The 22,364-nt window shown below is 42.2% G+C and carries 19 protein-coding genes and 1 pseudogene; 4 read left to right on the top strand and 16 right to left on the bottom strand.

Annotated features, from left to right (window positions below; translation table 11 throughout):
* Nucleotides 1–130 precede the first annotated feature (130 nt).
* From budA to HMPREF2926_RS07560, 3 genes are all read right to left on the bottom strand, one after another.
* A complete protein-coding gene (gene budA, locus HMPREF2926_RS07570) occupies nt 131–847 on the bottom strand; it encodes an acetolactate decarboxylase (RefSeq protein ID WP_070587154.1) in 717 nt (238 codons plus the stop codon).
* Between the two features lie 72 nt (nt 848–919).
* On the bottom strand, nt 920–2,149 hold the full coding sequence (locus tag HMPREF2926_RS07565) for a tetratricopeptide repeat protein (protein ID WP_070587152.1): 1,230 nt from the start codon (nt 2,147–2,149) through the stop codon (nt 920–922).
* On the bottom strand, nt 2,139–3,314 hold the full coding sequence (locus tag HMPREF2926_RS07560; RefSeq protein ID WP_021153552.1) for an AI-2E family transporter: 1,176 nt from the start codon (nt 3,312–3,314) through the stop codon (nt 2,139–2,141). Before HMPREF2926_RS07560 ends, HMPREF2926_RS07565 begins: the two co-directional genes overlap by 11 nt.
* A 168-nt stretch (nt 3,315–3,482) precedes the next feature.
* Here HMPREF2926_RS07560 and HMPREF2926_RS07555 point away from each other — a divergent pair, with 168 nt between their 5' ends.
* The gene (locus HMPREF2926_RS07555) at nt 3,483–4,493 is read left to right on the top strand and encodes a lactonase family protein (protein ID WP_070587150.1); all 1,011 of its coding nucleotides are present in this window, start codon (nt 3,483–3,485) and stop codon (nt 4,491–4,493) included.
* Between the two features lie 95 nt (nt 4,494–4,588).
* Entirely contained in the window at nt 4,589–4,774 is a 186-nt protein-coding gene (locus tag HMPREF2926_RS07550; RefSeq protein WP_003002861.1) for a hypothetical protein, read from the top strand.
* A 256-nt stretch (nt 4,775–5,030) separates the two neighbouring features.
* On the opposite strand, the gene eno is transcribed toward HMPREF2926_RS07550, so the two are convergent.
* Complete coding sequence (gene eno, locus HMPREF2926_RS07540; RefSeq protein ID WP_021153554.1) at nt 5,031–6,335, bottom strand: surface-displayed alpha-enolase; 1,305 nt, start codon at nt 6,333–6,335, stop codon at nt 5,031–5,033.
* A 210-nt stretch (nt 6,336–6,545) separates the two neighbouring features.
* Between eno and HMPREF2926_RS07535 the strand changes: the two genes are divergently transcribed.
* The gene (locus HMPREF2926_RS07535; RefSeq protein ID WP_070587147.1) at nt 6,546–6,998 is read left to right on the top strand and encodes a DUF1694 domain-containing protein; all 453 of its coding nucleotides are present in this window, start codon (nt 6,546–6,548) and stop codon (nt 6,996–6,998) included.
* A gap of 42 nt (nt 6,999–7,040) precedes the next feature.
* Here HMPREF2926_RS07535 and HMPREF2926_RS07530 read toward each other — a convergent pair whose 3' ends face one another.
* The 9 genes and pseudogenes from HMPREF2926_RS07530 to HMPREF2926_RS07490 form a co-directional block, all read right to left on the bottom strand.
* Nucleotides 7,041–8,156, bottom strand: coding sequence for a glycerate kinase (locus tag HMPREF2926_RS07530; RefSeq protein ID WP_070587145.1), 1,116 nt, complete (start codon nt 8,154–8,156; stop codon nt 7,041–7,043).
* Nucleotides 8,141–8,809, bottom strand: a complete 669-nt coding sequence (gene serB / locus HMPREF2926_RS07525) for a phosphoserine phosphatase SerB (protein WP_070587144.1) — start codon at nt 8,807–8,809, stop codon at nt 8,141–8,143. Before serB ends, HMPREF2926_RS07530 begins: the two co-directional genes overlap by 16 nt.
* Nucleotides 8,810–8,921: 112 nt before the next feature.
* Nucleotides 8,922–10,646, bottom strand: a complete 1,725-nt coding sequence (gene ezrA / locus HMPREF2926_RS07520; protein WP_070587142.1) for a septation ring formation regulator EzrA — start codon at nt 10,644–10,646, stop codon at nt 8,922–8,924.
* Between the two features lie 86 nt (nt 10,647–10,732).
* On the bottom strand, nt 10,733–12,682 hold the full coding sequence (gyrB, locus tag HMPREF2926_RS07515; RefSeq protein WP_049472422.1) for a DNA topoisomerase (ATP-hydrolyzing) subunit B: 1,950 nt from the start codon (nt 12,680–12,682) through the stop codon (nt 10,733–10,735).
* A 12-nt stretch (nt 12,683–12,694) separates the two neighbouring features.
* Nucleotides 12,695–13,258, bottom strand: coding sequence for an HAD-IA family hydrolase (locus HMPREF2926_RS07510; protein WP_003007999.1), 564 nt, complete (start codon nt 13,256–13,258; stop codon nt 12,695–12,697).
* Between the two features lie 164 nt (nt 13,259–13,422).
* Nucleotides 13,423–13,974 carry a DJ-1 family glyoxalase III gene (locus tag HMPREF2926_RS07505; protein WP_070587141.1) on the bottom strand — a complete coding sequence of 184 codons (552 nt, stop codon included), beginning with the start codon at nt 13,972–13,974 and terminating at the stop codon, nt 13,423–13,425.
* Between the two features lie 19 nt (nt 13,975–13,993).
* Nucleotides 13,994–15,223, bottom strand: coding sequence for an FtsW/RodA/SpoVE family cell cycle protein (locus HMPREF2926_RS07500; protein ID WP_070587139.1), 1,230 nt, complete (start codon nt 15,221–15,223; stop codon nt 13,994–13,996).
* Nucleotides 15,224–15,256: 33 nt separating this feature from the next.
* Nucleotides 15,257–16,236, bottom strand: a pseudogene (locus tag HMPREF2926_RS07495) (YeiH family protein).
* 4 nt (nt 16,237–16,240) lie between these two features.
* Nucleotides 16,241–18,694 (bottom strand): bifunctional DnaQ family exonuclease/ATP-dependent helicase, encoded by a 2,454-nt coding sequence (locus HMPREF2926_RS07490; RefSeq protein WP_070587408.1) that lies wholly within the window; start codon nt 18,692–18,694, stop codon nt 16,241–16,243.
* Between the two features lie 118 nt (nt 18,695–18,812).
* Here HMPREF2926_RS07490 and HMPREF2926_RS07485 point away from each other — a divergent pair, with 118 nt between their 5' ends.
* Entirely contained in the window at nt 18,813–19,454 is a 642-nt protein-coding gene (locus HMPREF2926_RS07485) for an MBL fold metallo-hydrolase (RefSeq protein WP_070587138.1), read from the top strand.
* A gap of 70 nt (nt 19,455–19,524) precedes the next feature.
* On the opposite strand, the gene ftsX is transcribed toward HMPREF2926_RS07485, so the two are convergent.
* The 3 genes from ftsX to prfB all read right to left on the bottom strand — a co-directional run bounded on the left by ftsX (nt 19,525) and on the right by prfB (nt 22,276).
* On the bottom strand, nt 19,525–20,451 hold the full coding sequence (ftsX, locus tag HMPREF2926_RS07480; RefSeq protein WP_049497441.1) for a permease-like cell division protein FtsX: 927 nt from the start codon (nt 20,449–20,451) through the stop codon (nt 19,525–19,527).
* On the bottom strand, nt 20,444–21,136 hold the full coding sequence (gene ftsE / locus HMPREF2926_RS07475) for a cell division ATP-binding protein FtsE (RefSeq protein WP_070587136.1): 693 nt from the start codon (nt 21,134–21,136) through the stop codon (nt 20,444–20,446). Before ftsE ends, ftsX begins: the two co-directional genes overlap by 8 nt.
* Nucleotides 21,137–21,180: 44 nt before the next feature.
* Nucleotides 21,181–22,276 (bottom strand): peptide chain release factor 2 gene (prfB, locus tag HMPREF2926_RS07470; protein ID WP_100209015.1). Its coding sequence is split into 2 segments (ribosomal slippage): nt 21,181–22,203 and nt 22,205–22,276, totalling 1,095 coding nucleotides; the frame shifts between segments, so codons are not numbered across the junction.
* Nucleotides 22,277–22,364: the final 88 nt, after the last annotated feature.

Genomic DNA, 22,364 nt, shown 5'->3' with positions numbered 1-22,364 from the left:
CAAGCACTTTTCTCACGGCGGAAAGTTTCAATCTATGTTGAATGAGCCTAAAAGTATACCTCATTTTATTTTTCAGCATTCTTAGAACAGTTTGTCTACATTCTAAAAGGTTGAGCGATGCTCAACCTTTTTATTCTGCTTTATTGATATCTTCTTTGACCTCATCAACATTAAATTTGGCAAAGAGGTACTGACGGTCTTGAACTGGGAAACGTTGATCCAGCTGATCGATAGCTCCCACCTCTACAATCCCTTCTGTGATGATAAAATCCATGACATGGCCACCAAAGGTGTGGTCATCTGAAATAAAATGCAAATGATAACCAGCCACACTCACGCCATGGAAAATTTCTGGTGTCCAAAAACCGACGATGGTTCCAGTGACATTTTCCCGTGTATACTCTGGCTGATGGGTTGCAACCTCTGCAAACTTCATCTCTGGTGTTGATTTTGGAATCATACGGACATGCATCTTGGCAAAGTCACCACAAATCTTAATAGAGCGGAAAAGATTTTCCCCATCATAATAAGACTCAATACGGGCTTCCAATTCCTCGTCCGTCATTTCAAATCGTTGGCGGAAAATCACTTCTGCTTGGTGAGGAACGACTGCTGCATAAGGAACCTTGGCATCCGGAGAAACTTCGACTATTTCAGGATGGTCCCCTGATCCCTTGGCCTGATATGCCTTACCATCTAATACGATCAACTCTCCATCAATAGAATCTAGCGTCCCAACTCCTAGATCTCCGTGTTCCAAGAGTTCTCCAATCGTAAATGAACCCCCGTACAGACCCGCCATTAGGGCACCTAAGGTATTGTATTGAAAAAGTTTCACTGGTTCCATGTTTTTCTCTCCTCATTCTATCTTCTACCAGTATACCACAAACTATTCCGAATCTTCACGATATGGTTTTGATTAGAGGCTATCATAGATGGTTTGCATCTGCACATCGTCTGGTACGATTGCCAAATACTGATTAGCCACTTCACGCGCCTTCGTCACATCTCCAGCCTCACGCAACAAATAAACATAGGCTTCGAGGAATTCTGGGTTGTCCTTTAAATCTTCGTAGAGCTCTTGGTAGGCTGAGACGGCCTCTTCTGTTTTCTCCAAGGCAGATAAGGCACGGGCAATGTTCCAACGGGTGACAACCGTTTCGACTTCTTCATTTTGCCAATCCAAGACTTGGTCAAAGCGTTCCTGTTCCAAATAAAGGGTGGTCAGGCGAAGAGCAATCTCTTCGAGATCATCTGCCACTTCTTTAGCCTCTAATAGATAAGCTTCTGCCTGTTCAGGCTGGTGAAGTTCATAAGAAAGCTGAGAAGCAAGAAGCTTCAATTGGGCATCAAAGGGATTCTTCTGGATCCCTTGTTTAGCAATCTCAAGCGCTTTTTCACGGTCATTTTCAGCCTGTAAAGCCAAGGCATAACCATACTCATAGCCCTCAAAATCAGGCGACAAGGTATCAATTTGTTTGTAGTAGATCAGGGCTTTTTGGAATTCTTCTTGGTCAGACAATAAGGTCGCTAATTCGTAAGCAATCTGGTCATCAAACTCAATCTCCAGAGCTTTCTCTAAGAAGGGAACAGCTGCTTCAAACTTACCAAGATTGGCATAGGCAAAACCAATTCGTTGGTAGGTGGAAATACCTGTCGCTTCCAGAATCTCCCGATTGTCTAACTGGGCATACTCTTGGATAGCCTCTTGGTAGCGTTCCAATTCCAGATCAATTTCAGCTAGCCCTAATTGAATGATGGGATCATCAGACAGACGGGCTGCTTCAACTAATTTTTCACGCGCCACATCTGCTAAGCCTTCCATCTGATAGAGATCCGCCTTAACCAAGAGACTGGCCACATACCAGTTAGAGTCTGGCTCAATTTCTTCTAAATAAGCAAAGGCCTCTTCCATTTGGCCTTCCTCTGCAAGGATGGTTGCCAAACTTAGATACACTTCTGGATAGGTTTCTGCAATCTGTTCATAGATCTCCTTTGCCTGAGGGTAAAAACCGATACTTTCAAGATATTGACCTAAATCCAATAATTGTGCTTCACTATCTTCTAACAAAGCCTGTTGAAATTGAACTTCTGCTTCTTCTAGCTCCTGCCGATCGAGAGCCTCTACCATTTGTTGACTATGACTCACTGTGTGTTTCCTCTTCTACTTCATTATGTTCTTCATACAAACCACTGACAACCTTATACCATTCAAAGATAGCTCCGATCACCACCTTAGCAGATGCATAGACTGGAATTCCAAGGAAAACTCCCCAGATTCCAAACATAGATCCTGATGTCAAGAGAACAAATAAAATGGTAATCGGATGGATATTTAACTGGCTTCCCAAAACCAAAGGTGATACAAAACGTCCTTCAATGGTTTGCTCCACTGCAAATACAATCAAGACCTTGATAAACATCTCTGGTCCTGCTACCAAGCCCAATACTAAGGCAGGTAACATGGCTAAAAAACTACCCAAGTAAGGGATCAAATTCAAGATCCCCGCAGAGATCCCAAGTGTCACCGCATAGCGCAAACCAATGATCTTAAAGAAGATGATGAACATAATGGCGACGACAATGGCTACCGTAATTTGCCCTCGAACGTAGTTGGAGAGTTGAGTGTTGACATCTGAGAGAACTTGTTCAGCCGATTTACGAATCTTAGTCGGTAAGAAGCGAACAATGTGGCCCTTTAAATTTTTTCCATCTCGAAGAAGATAAAAGACAATAAAAGGCATGATGATCAAGGCAACAATAACTTGCGAAGCCACTCCGATCAAGTTGCTGACCCAATTGACAGCCCGCCCAGAGATCGAACTGGCCCAAGAAGTAATGTTTGCAGACAATTCCTTGGTGATCTCATCTAACTGGGGTTTGATATCTGAGGAGACGCGATTATCTAGAAAATCATCGATGGTTGCATTGGCCTTTTCCAAATAAGTTGGCAGGTTATGAAAGAAACTCACCACTTGTCGTTGGACGGATGGAATCACTACAGCTAGACCCCAAATTAAAAGCACTGCAATCAAGAAAAAGACGAAGGAAATCGCAAAAATCCGCTTGAGTCCTTTTCTTTCAAGAAAGTCAACAATAGGGTTGAGCAGGTAATAGAGCAAACCAGAGATAATAACAGGCAGCATGACTGCTCCTGCAAACTCAAAAATAGGAATAAAAATAAAGGTGATTTTACTCAAAACCAAAAGGTTCAAGCCCAACAGCAAGGTAACTAAAAATACGGTAATGGCCTTGTTGTCTAAAAACCATCTAAAAAACCAGGACAAACTAAACTGTTTTTCTTTATTATCCACAGAGAACTCCTTTTCAATTCAATCTGTTTCTATTTTAGCATTTTTTGAGCTTGAAGTTACGAAAAAACTAGCAAAATAAGAAAGAAAGGCCCTCGCCTTTTCAACTAGCAATTGCCTTCCAATAGGACCTTTGATATAATAAACCTAACAAATCATACGAGGTGACCTATGTCTCAAACCATTTATTTCGGTACCTATACCAAAAAAGAATCCAAAGGAATTTACAAGGCACAATTTGATCCTGAAACAGGCACATTGAGCCAACTTGAACTAGTGGCAGCTGAGCCCAATCCAACCTATATCGCTTTTTCTGAAAAAGGCAACCTCTACAGTGTCGGAGCTGAAGAGGGAAAAGGAGGAATCGCAAGCTTTACAGCTGATTTTCAGCCACTCAATCACGTTGTTGAAGAGGGGGCTCCACTCTGCTATGTCTCTGTCGATGACAAGCGTCAACTGGTCTATGGAGCCAACTATCACAAAGGTCAAGTTCTCGTATATCAGCTAGAGGCAGGTGGGCGTTTGTCCTTTGTCGATCAAGACACCCACCAAGGAAGTGGTCCTCATGCCAATCAAGCAAGTCCACATACCCACTTTGCAGACCTTACACCAGATCAGTACCTGATCACGTGTGACCTAGGAACAGACCGTTTACATGTCTATGATGTCAGTGAGGAAGGAAAACTGACCCTGATCAATCAGTATCAAACAGCTCCAGGGGCAGGACCTCGTCACTTGGTCTTTCATCCTCACTATAAGACTGCTTATCTCATCAATGAATTAAATGCTACGATCGATGTACTCTTTTATGATGGTATGGGTGAATTCGAACACTTCCAAACTGTTTCCACACTTCCATCAGACTACGATGGTCAAAAATGGGCTTCTGCGATCAAGCTCTCAGCTGATGGAAAATTCCTTTATGCCTCTAACCGTGCACACAATTCCATTGCTGTATTTGAAGTAATCGCTGACGGGAGCTTGAAACTCATCGAGATCGTCCCAACAGATGGCCTCAATCCACGTGATTTCACTCTTAGTCCTGATCAAAACTATTTGATCGCAGCCCATCAAGATTCACCTATTGCCACCGTCTTCAAGCGAGATCCTGCTAGCGGAAAATTGACCCTTCTATCCGACGACTTCTATGTTCCAGAGGCCGTTTGTACGGTTTTTTATTAAGTCGTTTTAGTTGTCAAACCTCTAAAAAAATGATTAAATAGATGAGGAAAAGGCGTGAGCCTGACTTCACAACTTATATTTTAGGAGACCCTAACATGAATCCATTAGACTTATTTAACCAAGTGAAAGAAATGATCGAAAAGAAAGATTTCGACGCTGCAAAGAAATTTGTTGATGACAACAAAGACAACCTCGGTGACTACCTTGAACAAGCCAAAGGGCTTGTATCTGGAAATGAAATGGTAAGCGGTGCCTTGGACAAAATCAAAGGCTTGTTCTAATAAGACGATGAGAGTGAGACAGAAATCGGTCATTCGTTAGAATTCGATTTCGTCGTCCCACCTCCGCACAGTTGAGTAGGGCTGTAAAAGCTGATGAAATCAGCGTAGTAGAGCCCACTCAACCACTGCGTCTTGCTCAACAATCCAAAAATCAATTGAGAGGCCAGGACTTTTGTCCCAGCCTCATTTTTGTTTACCCCAAGCAAAAAAAGATCCTTGAGAAGACTCAAGGATCTTTCTAGTCTAGTAAACTAGATTATTTTTTCAAGTTGTAGAATGATTTCAATCCACGGTATTCAGCTACTTCACCAAGTTGATCTTCGATGCGAAGCAATTGGTTGTATTTAGCGATACGGTCTGTACGTGAAAGTGAACCAGTCTTGATTTGTCCTGCGTTTGTTGCAACTGCGATGTCAGCGATTGTTGAATCTTCAGTTTCACCTGAACGGTGTGATACAACGGCAGTGTAACCAGCTTCTTTCGCCATTTCGATAGCATCGAATGTTTCAGTAAGAGTACCAATTTGGTTAACTTTGATAAGGATAGAGTTAGCACATTTTTCTTCGATACCACGTGAAAGGTAGTCAGTGTTTGTTACGAAGAAATCGTCACCAACCAATTGAACTTTACCACCAAGACGTTCAGTAAGAGCTTTCCAACCGTCCCAGTCGTTTTCATCCATACCATCTTCGATAGTGATGATTGGGTATTTGTTTACCAATTCTTCAAGGTAGTCGATTTGTTCAGCAGCAGTGCGGACAGCAGCTCCTTCACCTTCGAATTTAGTGTAATCGTAAACTTTGCGTTCTTTATCGTAGAATTCTGATGATGCACAGTCAAATCCGATAAATACATCTTTACCTGGAACATAACCAGCAGCTTCGATAGCAGCGATGATAGTTTCTACACCATCTTCAGTTCCGTCGAAACGAGGAGCAAATCCACCTTCGTCACCAACGGCTGTTTCAAGACCACGACCTTTAAGGATTTTCTTAAGTGCGTGGAAGATTTCAGCACCCCAACGAAGAGCTTCTTTGAATGTAGGTGCACCAGCAGGTACGATCATGAATTCTTGGAAAGCGATTGGAGCATCTGAGTGAGATCCACCATTGATGATGTTCATCATTGGAGTTGGAAGAACTTTAGTGTTGAATCCACCAAGGTAGCTGTAAAGTGGGATTTCAAGGTAGTCAGCAGCAGCACGAGCTACAGCGATAGACACACCAAGGATTGCGTTTGCTCCCAATTTACCTTTGTTAGGAGTACCGTCAAGAGCGATCATTGCACGGTCAATAGCTTGTTGGTCACGTACATCGTAGCCGATGATTGCTTCAGCAATAATGTTGTTTACGTTGTCAACAGCCTTTTGAGTTCCAAGACCACCGTAACGAGATTTGTCACCGTCACGAAGTTCAACTGCTTCGTGTTCACCAGTAGAAGCTCCTGATGGAACCATACCACGTCCATGAGCACCTGATTCAGTATATACTTCTACTTCAAGTGTTGGGTTACCGCGTGAGTCTAGGACTTCGCGAGCGTAAACATCAGTAATAATTGACATTTCTTACTCTCCTTATTGAGTTATATTTTTTACTCCTCTATCATATCGTAATTAGGCTATTTTTTCAAGAAAAAACAAGGAAATCTACGAAAATTGAGAAGTTTTTAACAAGAAAACGGTTCCACTTTCTTTTTTTCTTCTATTTCCCTCCTTATTTAATTTTTTCGCATTCTTCTATTCTTCTGCTACGCTTTATGCTATACTAAGCTTATGACAGATATTAATAAAACAATTTTAGAAAAAGCTGCTGGTCCTACTCGATTCAATCCGGATGAGCAGCGTCGATTTTTGGAGACATATGAGGAGCGGGTGATTGCTTCATGCACCTTGGAGGAGGCAAGGGACAAGATGTACCTGGAGCAGTATTCGACAATCCTCACTGATATTTCAGATCGCTTTCATCCTGTTTTGGTCAAGATCTCCCCAGCTTTAGATGAAAACAGCCAGCTACAATATTTGAAAAAAACCAAGGAACTTGGACTTGTGGCAAGCATCGTTTCGGATGACTGTCGTCATTCCCCCTTTGGTCTCATCATCCATACTGACCACCCATCTGGAATTTCACCAACAGACATGAATCTCCAGTATCCAATTTTATTTGAAAAGAAAGAAGAGACTGCCGGTCCAGAAAAGAAATCATTCTGGAAACGTCTCTTTAGCTAAAGAAAAACCAATGGAAGGGAACATCTCCTTTCCATTGGTTTTTTAGTTTGCTTTTATTTTCAAAAGGTTCCCAATATTTCGAGCGCAGGAAATCAGATTCCTTTCAGCATGAGCCAGTGCATCTGCTACCTCACAAGGACCAGGTACGATAGAGAAGGCAGCTTCAATGTGATGACTAGGAAAAGCAGGCAAATCCTCCGCTAAGCTACCACAAATAGCAAGCACTGGGATCTTCTCTGGTGTTCGTTTGGCTACCCCGACAGGTGCCTTACCAGAAAGAGATTGGAGATCCATCCTACCTTCCCCGACCACGACCAGATCAGCTTTTTGTACTTTGTGATCAAAGTCAATCAAATCAAGGCTTTTTTCAATTCCTGAGGAGATCTGACCACCGGCAAAAGCGACCAAGCCAGCAGCCATGCCACCTCCAGCTCCGGCACCAGGCATGGACAATATTCGTGCATCTACTAATTGGTAAAAACCCTGCATAGCCTGATCAACAGCTGGAAACAGAAGGGGATTTAATCCCTTTTGCCCACCAAAGATATAGGTCGCTCCTTGACTGCCACAGAGAGGATTGGTTACATCCGTTAAGACTTGGAGCTCGATGTCTTCTAAAACTTTTGGAACCGCACTGGTATCTATTCTAGCTACACGACCGAGCGAAGCCCCGACAGGACGAAGCAGATGGCCTTGATCATCATAGAAGGCTACCCCTAATCCGGCTGCCATCCCAATCCCACCATCATTTGTTGCAGAACCGCCAATTCCCACACAGATCGTTTTAACCCCTTGGTCAACCAATTGCAAAATAAGTTCACCAATTCCTCGTGTTTCCAGTTCAAGAGGATTTCGTTTTTCAGCTGGAATGGAGCCTAAACCGACAAGTGAGGCCATTTCAAAAAAAGCCATCTTATCTTTTTGGTAGTAGGACATTGAAACAGGCTGTCCAAATGGTCCGGTTACTTGAGTTTGGTACTCCGTTACATCCAGAACTCCAGCTAGGGTTTCCATGGTGCCTTCGCCTCCATCCCCAATAGGAAGGAGGTCAAAAGTTGCATCTGGTAGAGCCTCTTGAAATCCTTTTTTCAAGGCTTCTGCTACTTGTTTGGCAGATAATGATTCTTTAAATGAATCCGGGGCTAGTAGGATATGCATGCTGTTTCCTTTCTATGCTGGTCTAGAATTTCAAGAACAAGGCTTAAATCCCTCTTCTCGATACGATATGGGGCTCGCTCAGCGACGATTGGCTTGGCCATAAAGGCAATCCCGATACCGGCTGTTTCAATCATCGGAAGATCATTGGCACCATCTCCCATCGCAATCGTCTGACTTCGTGGGACATGATTTTCTTTCGCCCAGGTTAAAAGTGCCTCTTTTTTCCTTTCAGGAGTGATTATCCCACCGAGGACTTCCCCTGTTAGACGGCCATCAAAAGTCCGCAAACGATTGGCAAGGACCAGATCAATTCCTAAAGACCTTGCGATGGGATCAATGACTTCATGAAATCCCCCCGAAACAAGACCAACCTTGTAACCTCTTTGATGCAGTTCCATGATCAATGTCTCAGCACCAGGCGTGACTTCCATCTGCTCCAAAATTTTCGGAAAGATAGAGGTCTCTAATCCCTTCAATAAAGCAACACGCGCCTCTAAAGATGCTGTAAAATCCAGCTTCCCATTCATTGCTTGTGCTGTAATCTCAGCCACTTTTTCTCCCACGCCAGCTTCTTGAGCTAGTAGATCAATCCCTTCCTGTCGGATCAAGGTTCCATCTACATCCATAACGAGAAGACCTGTTACTTCTTTCATCGCTTTCCTTTCTTATTTCTCCCTTACTATACAAAAATAGGGTTTAAATTTCAAGTTTCAATTATGATTTGAAGATAAAAAAATGACCTCCTAAAAGGTCATTTTTCTGTTATTAAAAGCGAATTTGCTCGCGGGTTTTTTCATAGGAAGTAACAAAGCGATCAGTTACGCCTGCTTCTACCATTTCCAAAGCATCTGAGATGACTTTGAAGGAAGCCGCATAGTCATATTCTCTTTCGAAAATATAAAGGGACTCATCAAAGGCTGCCTGTACATGATCATCAAATGAACGGTAACGGTTCGAGTATTGCAACAATTGTTCTGTCAATGTCGCATTTTGAACAATTCGATACGCCGCTTCTTCCAATTCATTCATATCATTGGTCAAGATTTCCAACAAACGATTGGTTGATTCGATGTTGATTTTATCCCCTTCTAACTCATCCATCAAAGCTTCTGTATTGTTACTTGCAGTGAAGAAAATTTCTAAGAATTCTTGAGGAATTCCTGGCAAGTTCCGTTTGTCCATATAGCGTTTAATGGCATGCAAACGGTTGGCATAGATGTTGACTTTTTGGCGAGCATTGGCATCGTCTTTTTCAATTTTTGAAAGGGAATCACTTAAGCCAATTTGCTCATCTTCGATTTCTTTCAAGCGAGCTTCAATAGCTTCTAACTCTTCTTCTACGATAGAATAGGCCTTTTGTGTTTCAGATGAATCTTTCAAGGCATCTTCTACCACATTTTCTTGTGAAGATAGCTCAGCTTCCAACTCTTTTAACTGTTGGCTGAAGCTTTCATTCAAGACAAATGTTTTACCGAGACGTTCCACTTCTGCCGCAAGCTTGCTATTGTTATCTTTAGCATGTTTCAAATAGCCAGGCAGTTGTTTCACTAACTTCTTCACAACTTTTTGTGATTCAATTTCACGAGTAAAGATGTGATACAATGCATCGATTTCTTCTTGAATTTGTTCATTTTCGTAAATGGCATTGTCCAATTCAAGGGCAGATACATTTGCCATATTGTTCTTCAAAGAAGCATGCAACTGTTGGAAACGAGATTCAATATCTGTTTCAGTGAAGTGGTATCCAGATTCCAAAAGCTTGCGGTAGCCACTTTCCAAATCCTCTAATTGATCAGGAAGTTTTGTTTGAAGAGCAGTGACAATTTCTGGCACTCGCTCAACAATTTGTTTTAAGGCTACAATATGATTTTCAGCTGTATCAAGGATTTCAGCCGCTTCAACAGGGTCACCTGAAGAATTCAAGGTTACAAATTGTGAAAACTCAGATTGAATATTTCCAATTTGTTTTTCAATTTCAGGAAGTGCACTGCCATAACGATCTGGGTCTGAAGTGACTTCTTTTTGAAGTTCCTCAAACATATCCAAGGCATGAACCACACGTCCGCTATTCTTTTGTTCCTGCTCTTCCAGAGCAGAAAGGGCTTTGCGAATCGCCTTGATATCTTCGTCGATCAATTGGATCTGACTTTCGATATTATCAATGGCTTGTTTAGCCTTCATGAAACGGAAAGAATTGTTATAGCCTTCCGCTTCAAACAGATTGTTTTCAATATCAGCAAATGAATTTAAGGATAAATCTACCCATTTTTGATTCCATTCACGAAATGCAATTTGACTTTGACCAATCAAATGCATGTTTTTTACGGCCTCTACTTCATCGTTGACCGGAAGGTTATATAACTTTTCTTTTCGTTCTTCCAGTGCTGCCAGTAAGGCTTCATTTCGTTTTCTCAAAATGACTGCAACCACATATCCTACAATCAAGATAAGGGCGACAATAAAGATGAGAACAATTAGTCCACTAGACATATAAAAACTCCTTCATCGTATTACTTGAACGTAATCCTAGTAATTATACCATAAAATATCCATTAATGGGAAGCGTTCGGTGAATTTTATACATCGAGTGTACTATATTCAGCGTTTTCTTCGATAAATTCACGACGTGGTTCCACGCGGTCCCCCATCAACATATCAAAGATCTTATCTGCTTCCGCAGCATCGTCTACTGATACTCGTGCCATCAAGCGGTGTTCTGGATTCATGGTTGTTTCCCATAATTGGTGATCATCCATTTCTCCAAGACCTTTATAGCGTTGGATGGTTGGTTTTGAGCGACCTTCTGAATAACGTTCCAAAGCTGCAGCTAATTCGGCTTCTTGGTTGGCACCAGGTTGGATATATTCTTTGATTTCACTACCGACTTTGACCCCATAGATTGGTGGTTGCGCAATGTAAACATATCCCGCTTCCAAGACTGGTTTCATATAGCGATAGATCAAGGTCAACAGAAGGGTTCGGATATGAGCGCCATCGACATCGGCATCGGTCATGATGACTAATTTTTGATAACGCGCTTTTGTAACATCAAATTCTGCACCAAATCCAGTTCCCATAGCAGTAAATAAACTACGGATCTCTTCATTGGCTAGAATTTTGTCCATACTTGCTTTTTCAACGTTCAAGATCTTACCGCGGATTGGTAAAATCGCTTGGAATTCCCGATTTCGACCAGATTTTGCAGATCCTCCGGCTGAATCCCCTTCGACGATAAAGAGTTCTGTTTCTTGTGGATTATTTGAAGAACAATCTGCCAATTTACCAGGTAGGTTGGAAATCTCAAGCCCTGATTTCTTACGGGTCACCTCACGCGCTCGCTTAGCAGCTACGCGAGCTTTCGCTGCTAAAATCCCTTTTTCGACGATTTTCTTAGCAATTTGCGGATTTTCCAAAAGGAAATCAGAAAAGGCATCACTAAAGAGTCGATTGGTAATCTTAACAACTTCTGAATTTCCAAGTTTGGTCTTGGTTTGTCCTTCAAACTGTGGATTTGGATGTTTAACCGAGATCACTGCTGTTAAGCCTTCTCGAACATCTTCCCCGGTTAGATTGTCTTCGTTTTCTTTTAAGAGCTTATTTTTCTTAGCATAATCATTGATCACACGAGTGAGAGCTGTACGGAAGCCCTGTTCATGAGTCCCACCTTCATGGGTATGAATGTTATTCGCAAAACTCATGACCGTCTCATGGTAGCCTGTGGTATATTGCATAGCTACTTCAACTGTAATATCATCCATTTCACCATCTGTGTAGATTGGTTTTTCAAAGATGACATCTTTGTTTTCATTGATGTATTCGACGTAACTAGAGATCCCACCTTCGTAGTGGTAATGCTTTTCTTGCTCTAAGCCTTCTCGCTTATCCGTCAAAGAAATACGCAAGCCACGATTCAAAAAGGCTAGTTCTTGAATTCGTTTATTTAATTTTTCAAAATCATACTCGGTGGTTTCCGTGAAGATTTCTGGGTCTGGAATAAAGTGGACGGTTGTCCCTGTCCGATCAGTCTCCCCGATGACTTTCAAATCATCCACAACGTGTCCACGTCGATACTCTTGGTAATAGATACTGCCATTTTTATAGACGCGAACATCGAGGGATGTGGAGAGGGCATTCACGACGGATGACCCTACCCCGTGAAGACCACCAGAAACCTTGTAGCCGCCTCCGCCAAATTTTCCTCCCGCGTGAAGCACGGTAAAGACAGTTTCAACGGCAGGTCGACCTGTCTTTTCTTGGATATCCACTGGGATCCCACGACCATCATCGACAACCGTGATCGAATTATCTGCTTCAATGAAAACTTCAATATGGCTAGCAAAACCAGCTAAGGCTTCGTCGATCGAGTTATCAACGATTTCCCAGACCAGATGATGAAGACCTTCTTTTGAGGTAGATCCAATATACATTCCCGGACGCATCCGAACGGCTTCTAGTCCTTCCAAGACCTGAATCTGACTGGCATCATATTCTTGTGCTTGATTTTCTTGCTGTTTATCCTCTGTCATAATTTCCCTTTTCTATTCAAATATAAACTGGTGTAAGTGTGGCATGGAATCAAATAAATAGGTCGAAAGCCCTGCAGCCTTTCCAGCTTCTATATCGATCGGACGATCTCCGATGACCAGACCGTCTTGAATACCATATTTTTCCTTCAAATAAAGCATAGAGGCTGGGTCTGGTTTTCGAGGAAAGCCCTCGTCTGCCGTTACAATCTCCGTAAAGTAGGGTGCAATGCCTGTCTGTTCAATAAGGGTCAAAACTTGGCGATCCCGATGAGATACCAAAAAATGGCGTCCTCCATGTGCTTGGATCTCTTCTAGTAACTCTTTTGCTCCCTCAAATAAGACCGGCTCTTGCAAGCCCAAGGCTTCTTTTTTCTTGTATTCCGTACGAAAATTGGAAATATGAGGTGCAAAGGTTTGAATTGCATCCTGTGTTGAGATTTTTAATGCTGCATAAACAGAATCATGATCGGCTTGAATGTGAAAGTCCTTCAATGTCGCTACAAAGGCATTTGTGGACGTTTCGTAATTATCCAATAGCGTCCCACCAAGATCCCATATAAAATCATGATAATTCATAGTCAATATTATACCACAAATGGACAAAAAAATAAGCTAAAACCCTCATTTAGGGGGGATTTTAGCCATTTTTTACGGTCATTTCATTTTAAATCATAGAGAAGTCATTTTCCGTCATAGAATGTAAACTTTCACCAGAAAATATGGTGTCCAAAAGAGCAATTTTAAGCATCTCCAAAGACATCTTGATAGAGCATTCCTTGACGAAGGCTTTGGGCATCTCCTCCAAACTGTTCTACCAAGGCATAGGCTAAGGCAAGCGCAGTTGAAGGACCACGACTGGTCAAGAGATTCCCGTCTTTCACCACTGTTTCTTTCTGATAGTGCCCATCTTGAATCTCTTCTTCAAAACCATTGTAACAGGTATAGTGTTTATCTTTTAAGAGGCCGGCACGTGCCAAGACAATTGGTGCTGCACAAATCGCAGAAATGATTTTTCCTTTTCTACTTTCTTCTTGAAGAGCTGCAATCAATTCCGGATTATCCCGCAAATTCGCAGCTCCTGGCATCCCACCTGGTAAGAAGATTCCATCATAATCTGACAGGTCCCCATTCCAGAGGCGGTCGACTTCCACTGTGATCTGGTGAGAACCTGTGACCGTTTCTTCCATGCCAATAAGGTCACAGTCGATCCCAGCCCGTCTCAAAACATCGACAATGGTCAAGGCTTCAATTTCTTCAAAACCGTTTGCTAAAATCGTTGCTACTTTTTTCATTTTCATTCCTTCTTTCTATCTATTGCGCCTTTTTAAGGACTACTTTTTTACGGATTGGAGGCCCTTCTTCTGGCTCTTTCTTTTTGCTACTATGATTATATATTGAAAGGACCAGTCCAATACCAATCAGGTTGCTAATAATAGACGATCCACCTTGTGAGATAAAGGGGAGGGGAATTCCCGTCAAAGGGAGAAGACCCGTTACCGCTCCGACATTTTCAAAAATATGAAAGACCAGCATCATAATAAATCCGATGGAAATATAGGTATAAAACTGGTTATTAGACTGAAGGGTGATTTTTAAAATGCGGTAAATCAGGGTCACATATAAAATCAACAGTACCAGAGCTCCAACAAAGCCAAAGTCCTCTGCGACGACCGTAAAAATCATATCGCTTTCCCGTACGGGAACCAATAAATTGGAGACATTAAAGCCTTGACCAAAGAGGCCACCACTTGCAATGGCTAGCTGTCCTTGTGCCTGCTGGTAGGTGGTGGTTTGTGCATAGTCAAAAGGATTTAACCAGGCTAAAATACGGTTCATCTGATAGGTTGGCATCCCTACTTGCTGGTGCAGAAAAGCTCGCCCCCCTTCTGAAAGAAAGAGGAAGAGAAAGCCTGCTAGCCCACCTGCCAGAAGCAAGATGACCGGCAAGATAATTTTCCAGGAAACTCCTGAAACGAGCACTAAGCCCGCAAAGATGGCCAAGAATACTAAGGCCGTTCCCAAGTCCTGCTGGAGAGCCAATAAGGCAAAGACCGGAATCGTATAGATGGTCAACTCTAGAATCAAAAACCAATCTTGTCGTAATAATCGCTCACGCCCCTTATTTCTTTGTAAAAATCGGACAATAGAGCTTGACAGCATCAGGATGAAAGGGATCTTCATAAATTCTGAAGGCTGAAATAAGGTGATGTTCCCATAAGCCACCCAGTTTTTAGCTCCTGTTGAAGCTACCAAGTTGGGATTATAAAAAACAAGGGGAAGAACCATCAAGGCCAGACCAAGCAGGTAAAGAAAGGGAGTGATTTTCCAAAGAAATTTCGTGCTAAAAATCGTCACAATCAGGCAAATGACGCATCCCACACCAATCCAGGCCAATTGCCGCCCTAAAAAAGGCCACACCATTTGGGGATAGTCATGAGAAACTGCTACATAAACAGATAAAATCCCAATCATGAGAAGGGCGAAGACAATCCCAATGATCGAATAATCCAGGTGAATCGTCCAAAAATGATTTTTCTTCATTCACGTTCCTTTCTGTGAGAATCATCAAATTAATTAATAGAACAACATCTGTAGAATCAAGCTAGATCCTGCTACACAAAACCAAGCAATCAACCCTACTAGGAGGGGGGCTGCTCCTGCTGCACGGAACTGTTTCCAAGAAACCTTGCTTCCGATTCCGACCAAGGCCATGGCCATAAAGAGGTGAGAAAGGTCCTTTAGGTAAGGAAGAACCACTTTAGGTACAAGCCGATAGATGAAAGAATAGAAGCCACAATAAACCAAATGATGAACCAAGGAATAATTTTCTTTAACATTCCTTTGTTTCTTCCTTGTTGCTTGCTACGATACCATTTTAAACCGATCAAGCCCAAACAAACTGGTACAATCATCAGGGCGCGTGTCAACTTAACAATGGTCGCCATTTCACCCGCCGCCTTACTATAAGAAAACGCTGCTGCTACAACTGATGACGTATCGTTAATAGCTGTTCCTGACCAGAGGCCAAATTGAAAATTAGACATATGCCATACATGCCCTAATACTGGAAAGATAAAGACAGCCAAAATGTTGAAGAAGAAGATAGTTGACATAGACAAGGCAATTTCCTCTTCGTCTGCTTCAATGATCGGCGCTGCTGCTGCAATAGCAGATCCACCACAAATAGCTGTACCAAACCCAATTAAGGTCCGTAGATGAGATTTCAGGTGGAAGACTCTCCCAAAAATAATAGCTGCAAGAAAGGCAACGGTTATCGTTGGCAGACTAATCTTTAAAGAAGACAAACCTGTAGAGGCAACTGTCGCAATGGGCAAGCTAAATCCCATGAAGATAATCGAATACTGCAACAATTTCTTACCGGACCAGTTCAAGCCTGGTCGTGAATTCTCCGGCAAATCCACAAATTCATTAAGGACAATTCCTAAAATTAAGGCAAAAACACTGGAGCCAATAATGGGAAAGAAAGTTCCCAACAACATAGCACAAAGTGCCAGTACAAATGCAATTGCAAGTCCAAATCCTTTATTTTTCATTTTCTCAATTCCTTTCAAAAAAGTCAGCTGCTTGCTCAACAAGCCGCTCTCTCACTGTCGTGTGAAGGGGCAACACTTGTTGCAAACCATCCAAAATTTGTTTTCCATATCGCTTGGTTACCACCCGCTGATCTAATAAAAGCACCAAAGATTCCTGATCTTGAAAACGGCTGGTTCTCCCAATAGCCTGTTTTAGCCTTAAAATCGCGACTGGAAGACTATAGTCGTAAAAGGGATTTTTCCCCTGTTCTCTGAGTTTTGTATTCAGCTTTTGAACCATATAATCTTTAGGATTGTCAAAAGGAAGGCGCGTGATGATTTGAATCACTTCTTTTTGTTGGGAGAAATCGACTCCCTCCCAGAAGCTTCCTGTTCCCAATAAAATGGAGCTTTCTCCTCGGTCAAATCGTCGCTTAATATTGGCTGCATCCCCATTTCGATACTGGGCCAAGTGAGGAAACTTCAATGCGTTTGACGTCTCCAGTAACAATTCTTTTGAAGTAAACAAAAGAAAAATTGGCTTTCGTAAAGGAAGGAGTTCACCGACGAGCTGACAAATCTCCCCTGCGTATTCCACTGAAGATAAAGAAACAACATCTGGAAAATCAATCGGCACCAGCAATTCCTGGTGTTGTTTGACTGTTATCGGTACCCGATAGATTTGCTGCTTTTGATATCCTAAAAGAGCAGGTAAATGCACTTTTTTACTGATAGCGATCGTCGCTGATACAAAGAGCACGGTCACTTCTTCAGGTACAAATTCCTTAAAGGATAGTAAGTCCTCCACTCCTCCATGGAGACGAAGAATCTGGTGGCTTTCAACCACTTCTTTGTCTATCCAAAAGGTTTGGTAGCGCTCATCAAACAATTCCTTTAGATTCTCTAGAGATTCGGTTTTCAATTCCGATACATCCTGCCGAATTTTTGCCACCGTTTGATCTGATAAAACTGCCGTTTTTCCTTGCACGACTTCTTTGGAGCAGGCATTTAACTCAAATTGAATACTCTCCAGCAAACGTCGTTGTAGAAGATCTTTTTCCTCTTCAATAGCGTGTTGCAAGTTTAAAAGAAGAGATTGCAAGTTTTCTTCTCTCTGTGAAAATTGCTCTAAAGCAAAGAAGAGTTTTTGCGCTTCATCCACGACCAGAACAGACTCTTGAAGTAGACTCTTATCATCTTCTAGACGGGTTAGCAGATAAGCATGATTGGTCAAAATCACCCGGCTGGTTTTCACTTTTTCCTGACCAAGACGCCAAAAATCTTCCTGATAAAATAGTGAACGTTTCGACAATTGACCATCGTGGCAAATGTCAGCTACAAAATGGACATGACGATAGAGTTGGCCAATTTCACTGAACTCTCCTGTTTCAGTCATGGTCAGCCAAACCAACAGTTGCATTTTAAAGCGTCGAATCATCCCATTATCTGACTCACTCTGTAAGGTCTCATAAAATTTATCGAGTTGGATATAATCCTTGGGACTTTTAAGGCTATGAAAGGGAATTTGGAAAAGATCCTGGATGGTCTTTCCTTCTTTCTTCATAATTTGATCCTGAAGAATTTTAGTTGGAACACTCACAAGAATGCGCTTAGAGGTTTTGGCCAAAAGCGTTAACAGATAAGCGTAGGTCTTCCCAATTCCCGTTGGCGCCTCGATAAAACTTGGAAGCGGCTGGTGCAAACTGTCCTCGATATAGGCAACAAATTCACTCTGCTCTGGATAAGCTTCCATTCCCAACAACTGCATATTGAGTTCAAACTGTTCAGACAAATAGTGACTTTCTAAGAACTGCTGTGGCTTTCGCAGGTAGAGTCCATGAACTTCTACTAAATGAGCTGGTAAAAAAAGACTACTGTCTTCAAGCGCATCTTCTATTAAGAGTCGCGATTCATAAATCAAACAATCTGCCATCGAAAGAAGTTTTTCAATCAATCCTCTTGGTAAGCTCGCAATTTTCTCTCTCAATTTCAACAGCAGCTGGGCTGTTGCCATAGCATCCGCTAGAGCGGAGTGAGCATGGTGTAACTCAATTTCCAGTTCAGTCGCAAGCGCTCCTAAATTGTAGCGTTCTAAAGTCGGATAGAAAATTTGAGACAATTCAACCGTATCAATTCGAGGAGTCGTTAGTTCGAATCCTTCCCAAAAGAGAGCTTCTGCCAATAAATTCGCATCAAATTTGACATTATGAGCCACAAAGACGGCATCTTCTATTAATTCAAAAATTTCCTTTGCCACTTGTGCAAACTCTGGTGCTTTCCGTAAGCGAGCATCTGTCAGGCCAGTCAGTTGTTTGATATGCTCATCCAATCGTTCATGGGGATTCACATCCGTCTCATATGATTGCGTAATCCTTCCATCTTCGATGATGACAATCCCAACCTGAATGATCTTAGCATTACTTCCGGCACTGGTGGCTTCCAGGTCCACAATGGCATATTTCCGTTTCTGTCTTGTCATAATACTTAAAATTATATCACGTTTGAGCAAGCTCTGCAGATTTTTTTCTCCTTTGAGGCTGACTTCAATCCAGTTATTTTCTTCGCAATTTGATACACTATTCTAGAAAGGAGTCCTTATGAAAATCTATCGTACTGTTAATCCTGTAGCTTATGAAAACACCTACTACCTTGAAAATGAACACTCCCTCATTCTTGTTGATCCAGGTAGCGACTGGGCGACCATTCAAAAACAAATAGATCGCATTGAAAAACCAATTGTAGCGATTCTTTTAACCCATACGCACTACGATCACATAATGAGTCTTGAAAAGGTTCGTCAGACGTATCATTTCCCACCAGTCTATGTCCATTCGGCAGAAGCCAGTTGGTTGTCTTCTCCTGTCGATAATTTATCTGGTTTGGATCGTCATGCGGATTTAGAAGATGTTGTCTGTCAGGAGGCCGACTTCCTTTATGAAATTCGCTCCGATTACGAAATAGCCGATTTCCACTTTTATGTTCTAGAAACACCGGGCCACTCTGCAGGAGGAGTCTCCATCGTCTTTCCTGAGGATCACTTGGTTCTATCCGGTGACGCCCTTTTTCGCGAAACCATTGGACGGACCGATCTTCCAACAGGGAACGCGGCACAGTTGCTTAGCAGTATCAGGGAAGAGCTCTTTACCCTTCCATCTTCCTACACTGTCTATCCTGGCCATGGCCCTGAAACTTCTATCGGTCACGAGAAGATGTTCAATCCCTTCTTTAGACAATCTTAAAGAATCATGTATCCTCCTTCCTGTCCTCATAAAAGGATACAAAAAAAGCAAGTGTGAACTTGCTTTTTTATTATATCTTAAGAAAACGTCTCATGGAGATTGAAGAACCGATCGCTCCGATCAAAATTCCTAATCCAAAGAGACCACCCACCATAATCGGTACCAAAAGATGTGGACTATAGAGATACAAGTTTTGATCTGACAAGTTATTGTTCATTGATGTATAGACAACATTATAAACATAGAAGACCAAAGCCGAAGGAACCAAGGCTCCCAAGAGACCGATCCAAGCCCCCTCTAAAAGGAATGGTGCACGAATATAGCCATTTTTTGCTCCTACCAGTCGCATAATCTTAATCTCACGACTACGTGAAATGATGGTAATCCGGATGGTATTGGAAATCAAGAAGACAGCGATGAAAATCAATAAAGCTACACCGATCAAGCCCCAGTTTCGGATGAAGGTTCCAAGGGCGAACAAGCGTTGGGTATCAACCCCACCATCTTTCACTTCAGAGACCCCTTCAATTTTTTTAGCGTCTGCCGAGACTTGCTTCACATATTTTGGAGCTGTTGTCTCTACATAATAGGCATCGTAGAGGGGGTTTGCGTCTCCATCAAAAATCTTCCAGTTGTTCCCAGCCGTTTTGATCAGTTTATCATACTGTTCTTCCTTGCTAGAAAAATCAACCTTGTCAACATGTTTCATGGCTGTCAGAGCATCGTAGACCTTATGGTAGTTTTCATTGGTCACGGTTTGACCGTCTTTTTCAATTTGCTCACTCTGGTCTTGAATATCTTTGCGCATGTATACTACAACCCGCACACTATTTTGAATATCATCTGAAAGCTTGATGGTATTAGCAATCACAGAGGCGAAAATAGCAACCAAGCTAAGGGTAATCATAACCGAGCTGACCGCTGCAATCGTCATCCAACCATTTCGTTTCAAGCTTTTAAGCGATTCGATTAAGTGTCGGAAAAATCTTCTAATCATCGTATCCGTACTCTCCTTCCGCTTCATCACGCACTACACGACCATTTTCAATCGCGATGACACGGTGACGTAAAGTATTTACAATCTGGCTATTGTGGGTCGCCATCAATACTGTTGTCCCTTGCAGATTAATCCGCTCCAAAAGGTTCATGATTTCCCATGAATTATCTGGGTCCAAGTTACCAGTTGGCTCATCCGCAATCAAGACTTTCGGATTGTTGACGATCGCGCGAGCAATCGCAATCCGTTGTTGCTCCCCACCGGACAATTCATTTGGGAATGAGCGGACCTTGTGTTTCAACCCAACAAGATCCAAAACTTCCATCACACGCTTTTTAATATTGCGACGGCGCTCACCGATAACTTGCATAGCGTAGGCAATATTTTCATAAACGGTTTTCTTTGGAAGTAATTTATAATCTTGGAAAACCACTCCTACATTGCGTCGCAACATAGGAATATCGCGTTTTTTGATTTTATCCAAATCAAAACCAGCTACTTTTAAGCTTCCTTTATCGTGTTTAACTTCACGGTATAAAAGTCGAATAAAGGTCGACTTCCCTGCACCAGAAGGTCCTACAATGTAGGCAAATTCTCCTGGTTCAATTTGGACAGAGACCCCGCGAAGGGCCGTCGTCCCGTTGTCATACTTTTTGACAACATCTTTCATTTCAATCATTGACATGTAATGAAATTCCTTTCATTCTTTTCTGGTTGATTTCCTCTAAGTTATTGGAGACGCCATTTGAGATAGGCATCAATAAAGCCATCGATATCTCCATCCATCACCTTATCCACCTGTGCTACTTCGTAGTTGGTCCGGTGATCCTTAACCATGGTGTAAGGGGTAAAGACATAAGAGCGGATTTGACTTCCCCAGGTGATTTCTTTTTTATCCCCTTTTAGAGAATCCACTTCTGCTGCTTTTTTCTCTTGCTCTAATTGGTAGAGTTTAGCTTGAAGCATTTTCATCGCACGATCACGGTTCCCATATTGGGTCCGATCCACGGTGGATGCCACTACAATTCCTGTCGGAATATGGGTCAAGCGCACACCTGTAGAAACCTTGTTGACGTTTTGTCCACCAGCTCCACCAGAGCGGAAGGTATCCATCTTGATATCATCATCACGAACTTCAACTTCGATGGTATCATCGAGTTCAGGCATAACCTCAACTGATGTAAAGGACGTATGCCGACGTTTAGCAGAATCAAATGGAGAAATTCGAACCAAACGATGAACCCCCATTTCAGATTTCAGAAGACCGTATGCATGTGGCCCTTCAAAGGATAGGGTCACAGACTTAATTCCAGCTTCATCTCCAGCCTGATAGTCCAAGACTTCAACTTTGAAGCCATGGGCATTTCCAAAACGAGTATACATCCGAAGAAGCATGTCACCCCAGTCCTGAGCTTCTGTCCCTCCTGAACCTGGGTGGATTTCTAGGATGGCATTATTATTGTCATAGGGTTCAGACAATAGCAAGGTCATCTCATAGCTGGTCATGCGTTTGTCCAGCTCCTCTAACTTTTCGATCAATTCTTCCTTGACCGAATCGTCTTCTGCCAAAAAGTCCAGTAAGATTTCTGACTCATCAAAGAGATCCACCATTTGATGGAAATTTTCATAGGTCTGCTTGAGTTCATTTAATTCTTGAGATGTCTTTTGTGCAGCAATATTATCATCCCAAAAATCAGGTTCTGTCATTTTATTTTCTAAAATGGCAATTTCTTCTTCCAATGCCTCTAAGTCAAAGAGACCCCCTGAAAGAAGCTAATTTTTCACGATTTGCGTCAATTTTTTGACGAATTTCTGAAATGTCCATAAGTACCTCTTTCTATGTATCTAGTCTATTATATCATAACCTTCACTATTTGCCCACCTTCCAATATTGGATCTGCTGGTTGATCATT

The organism is Streptococcus sp. HMSC078D09 (assembly GCF_001813675.1).
Lineage (GTDB): Bacteria > Bacillota > Bacilli > Lactobacillales > Streptococcaceae > Streptococcus.
The sequence above is the reverse complement of the archived record's forward strand: the minus strand, read 5'-3'. Positions and strand labels throughout refer to the sequence as shown.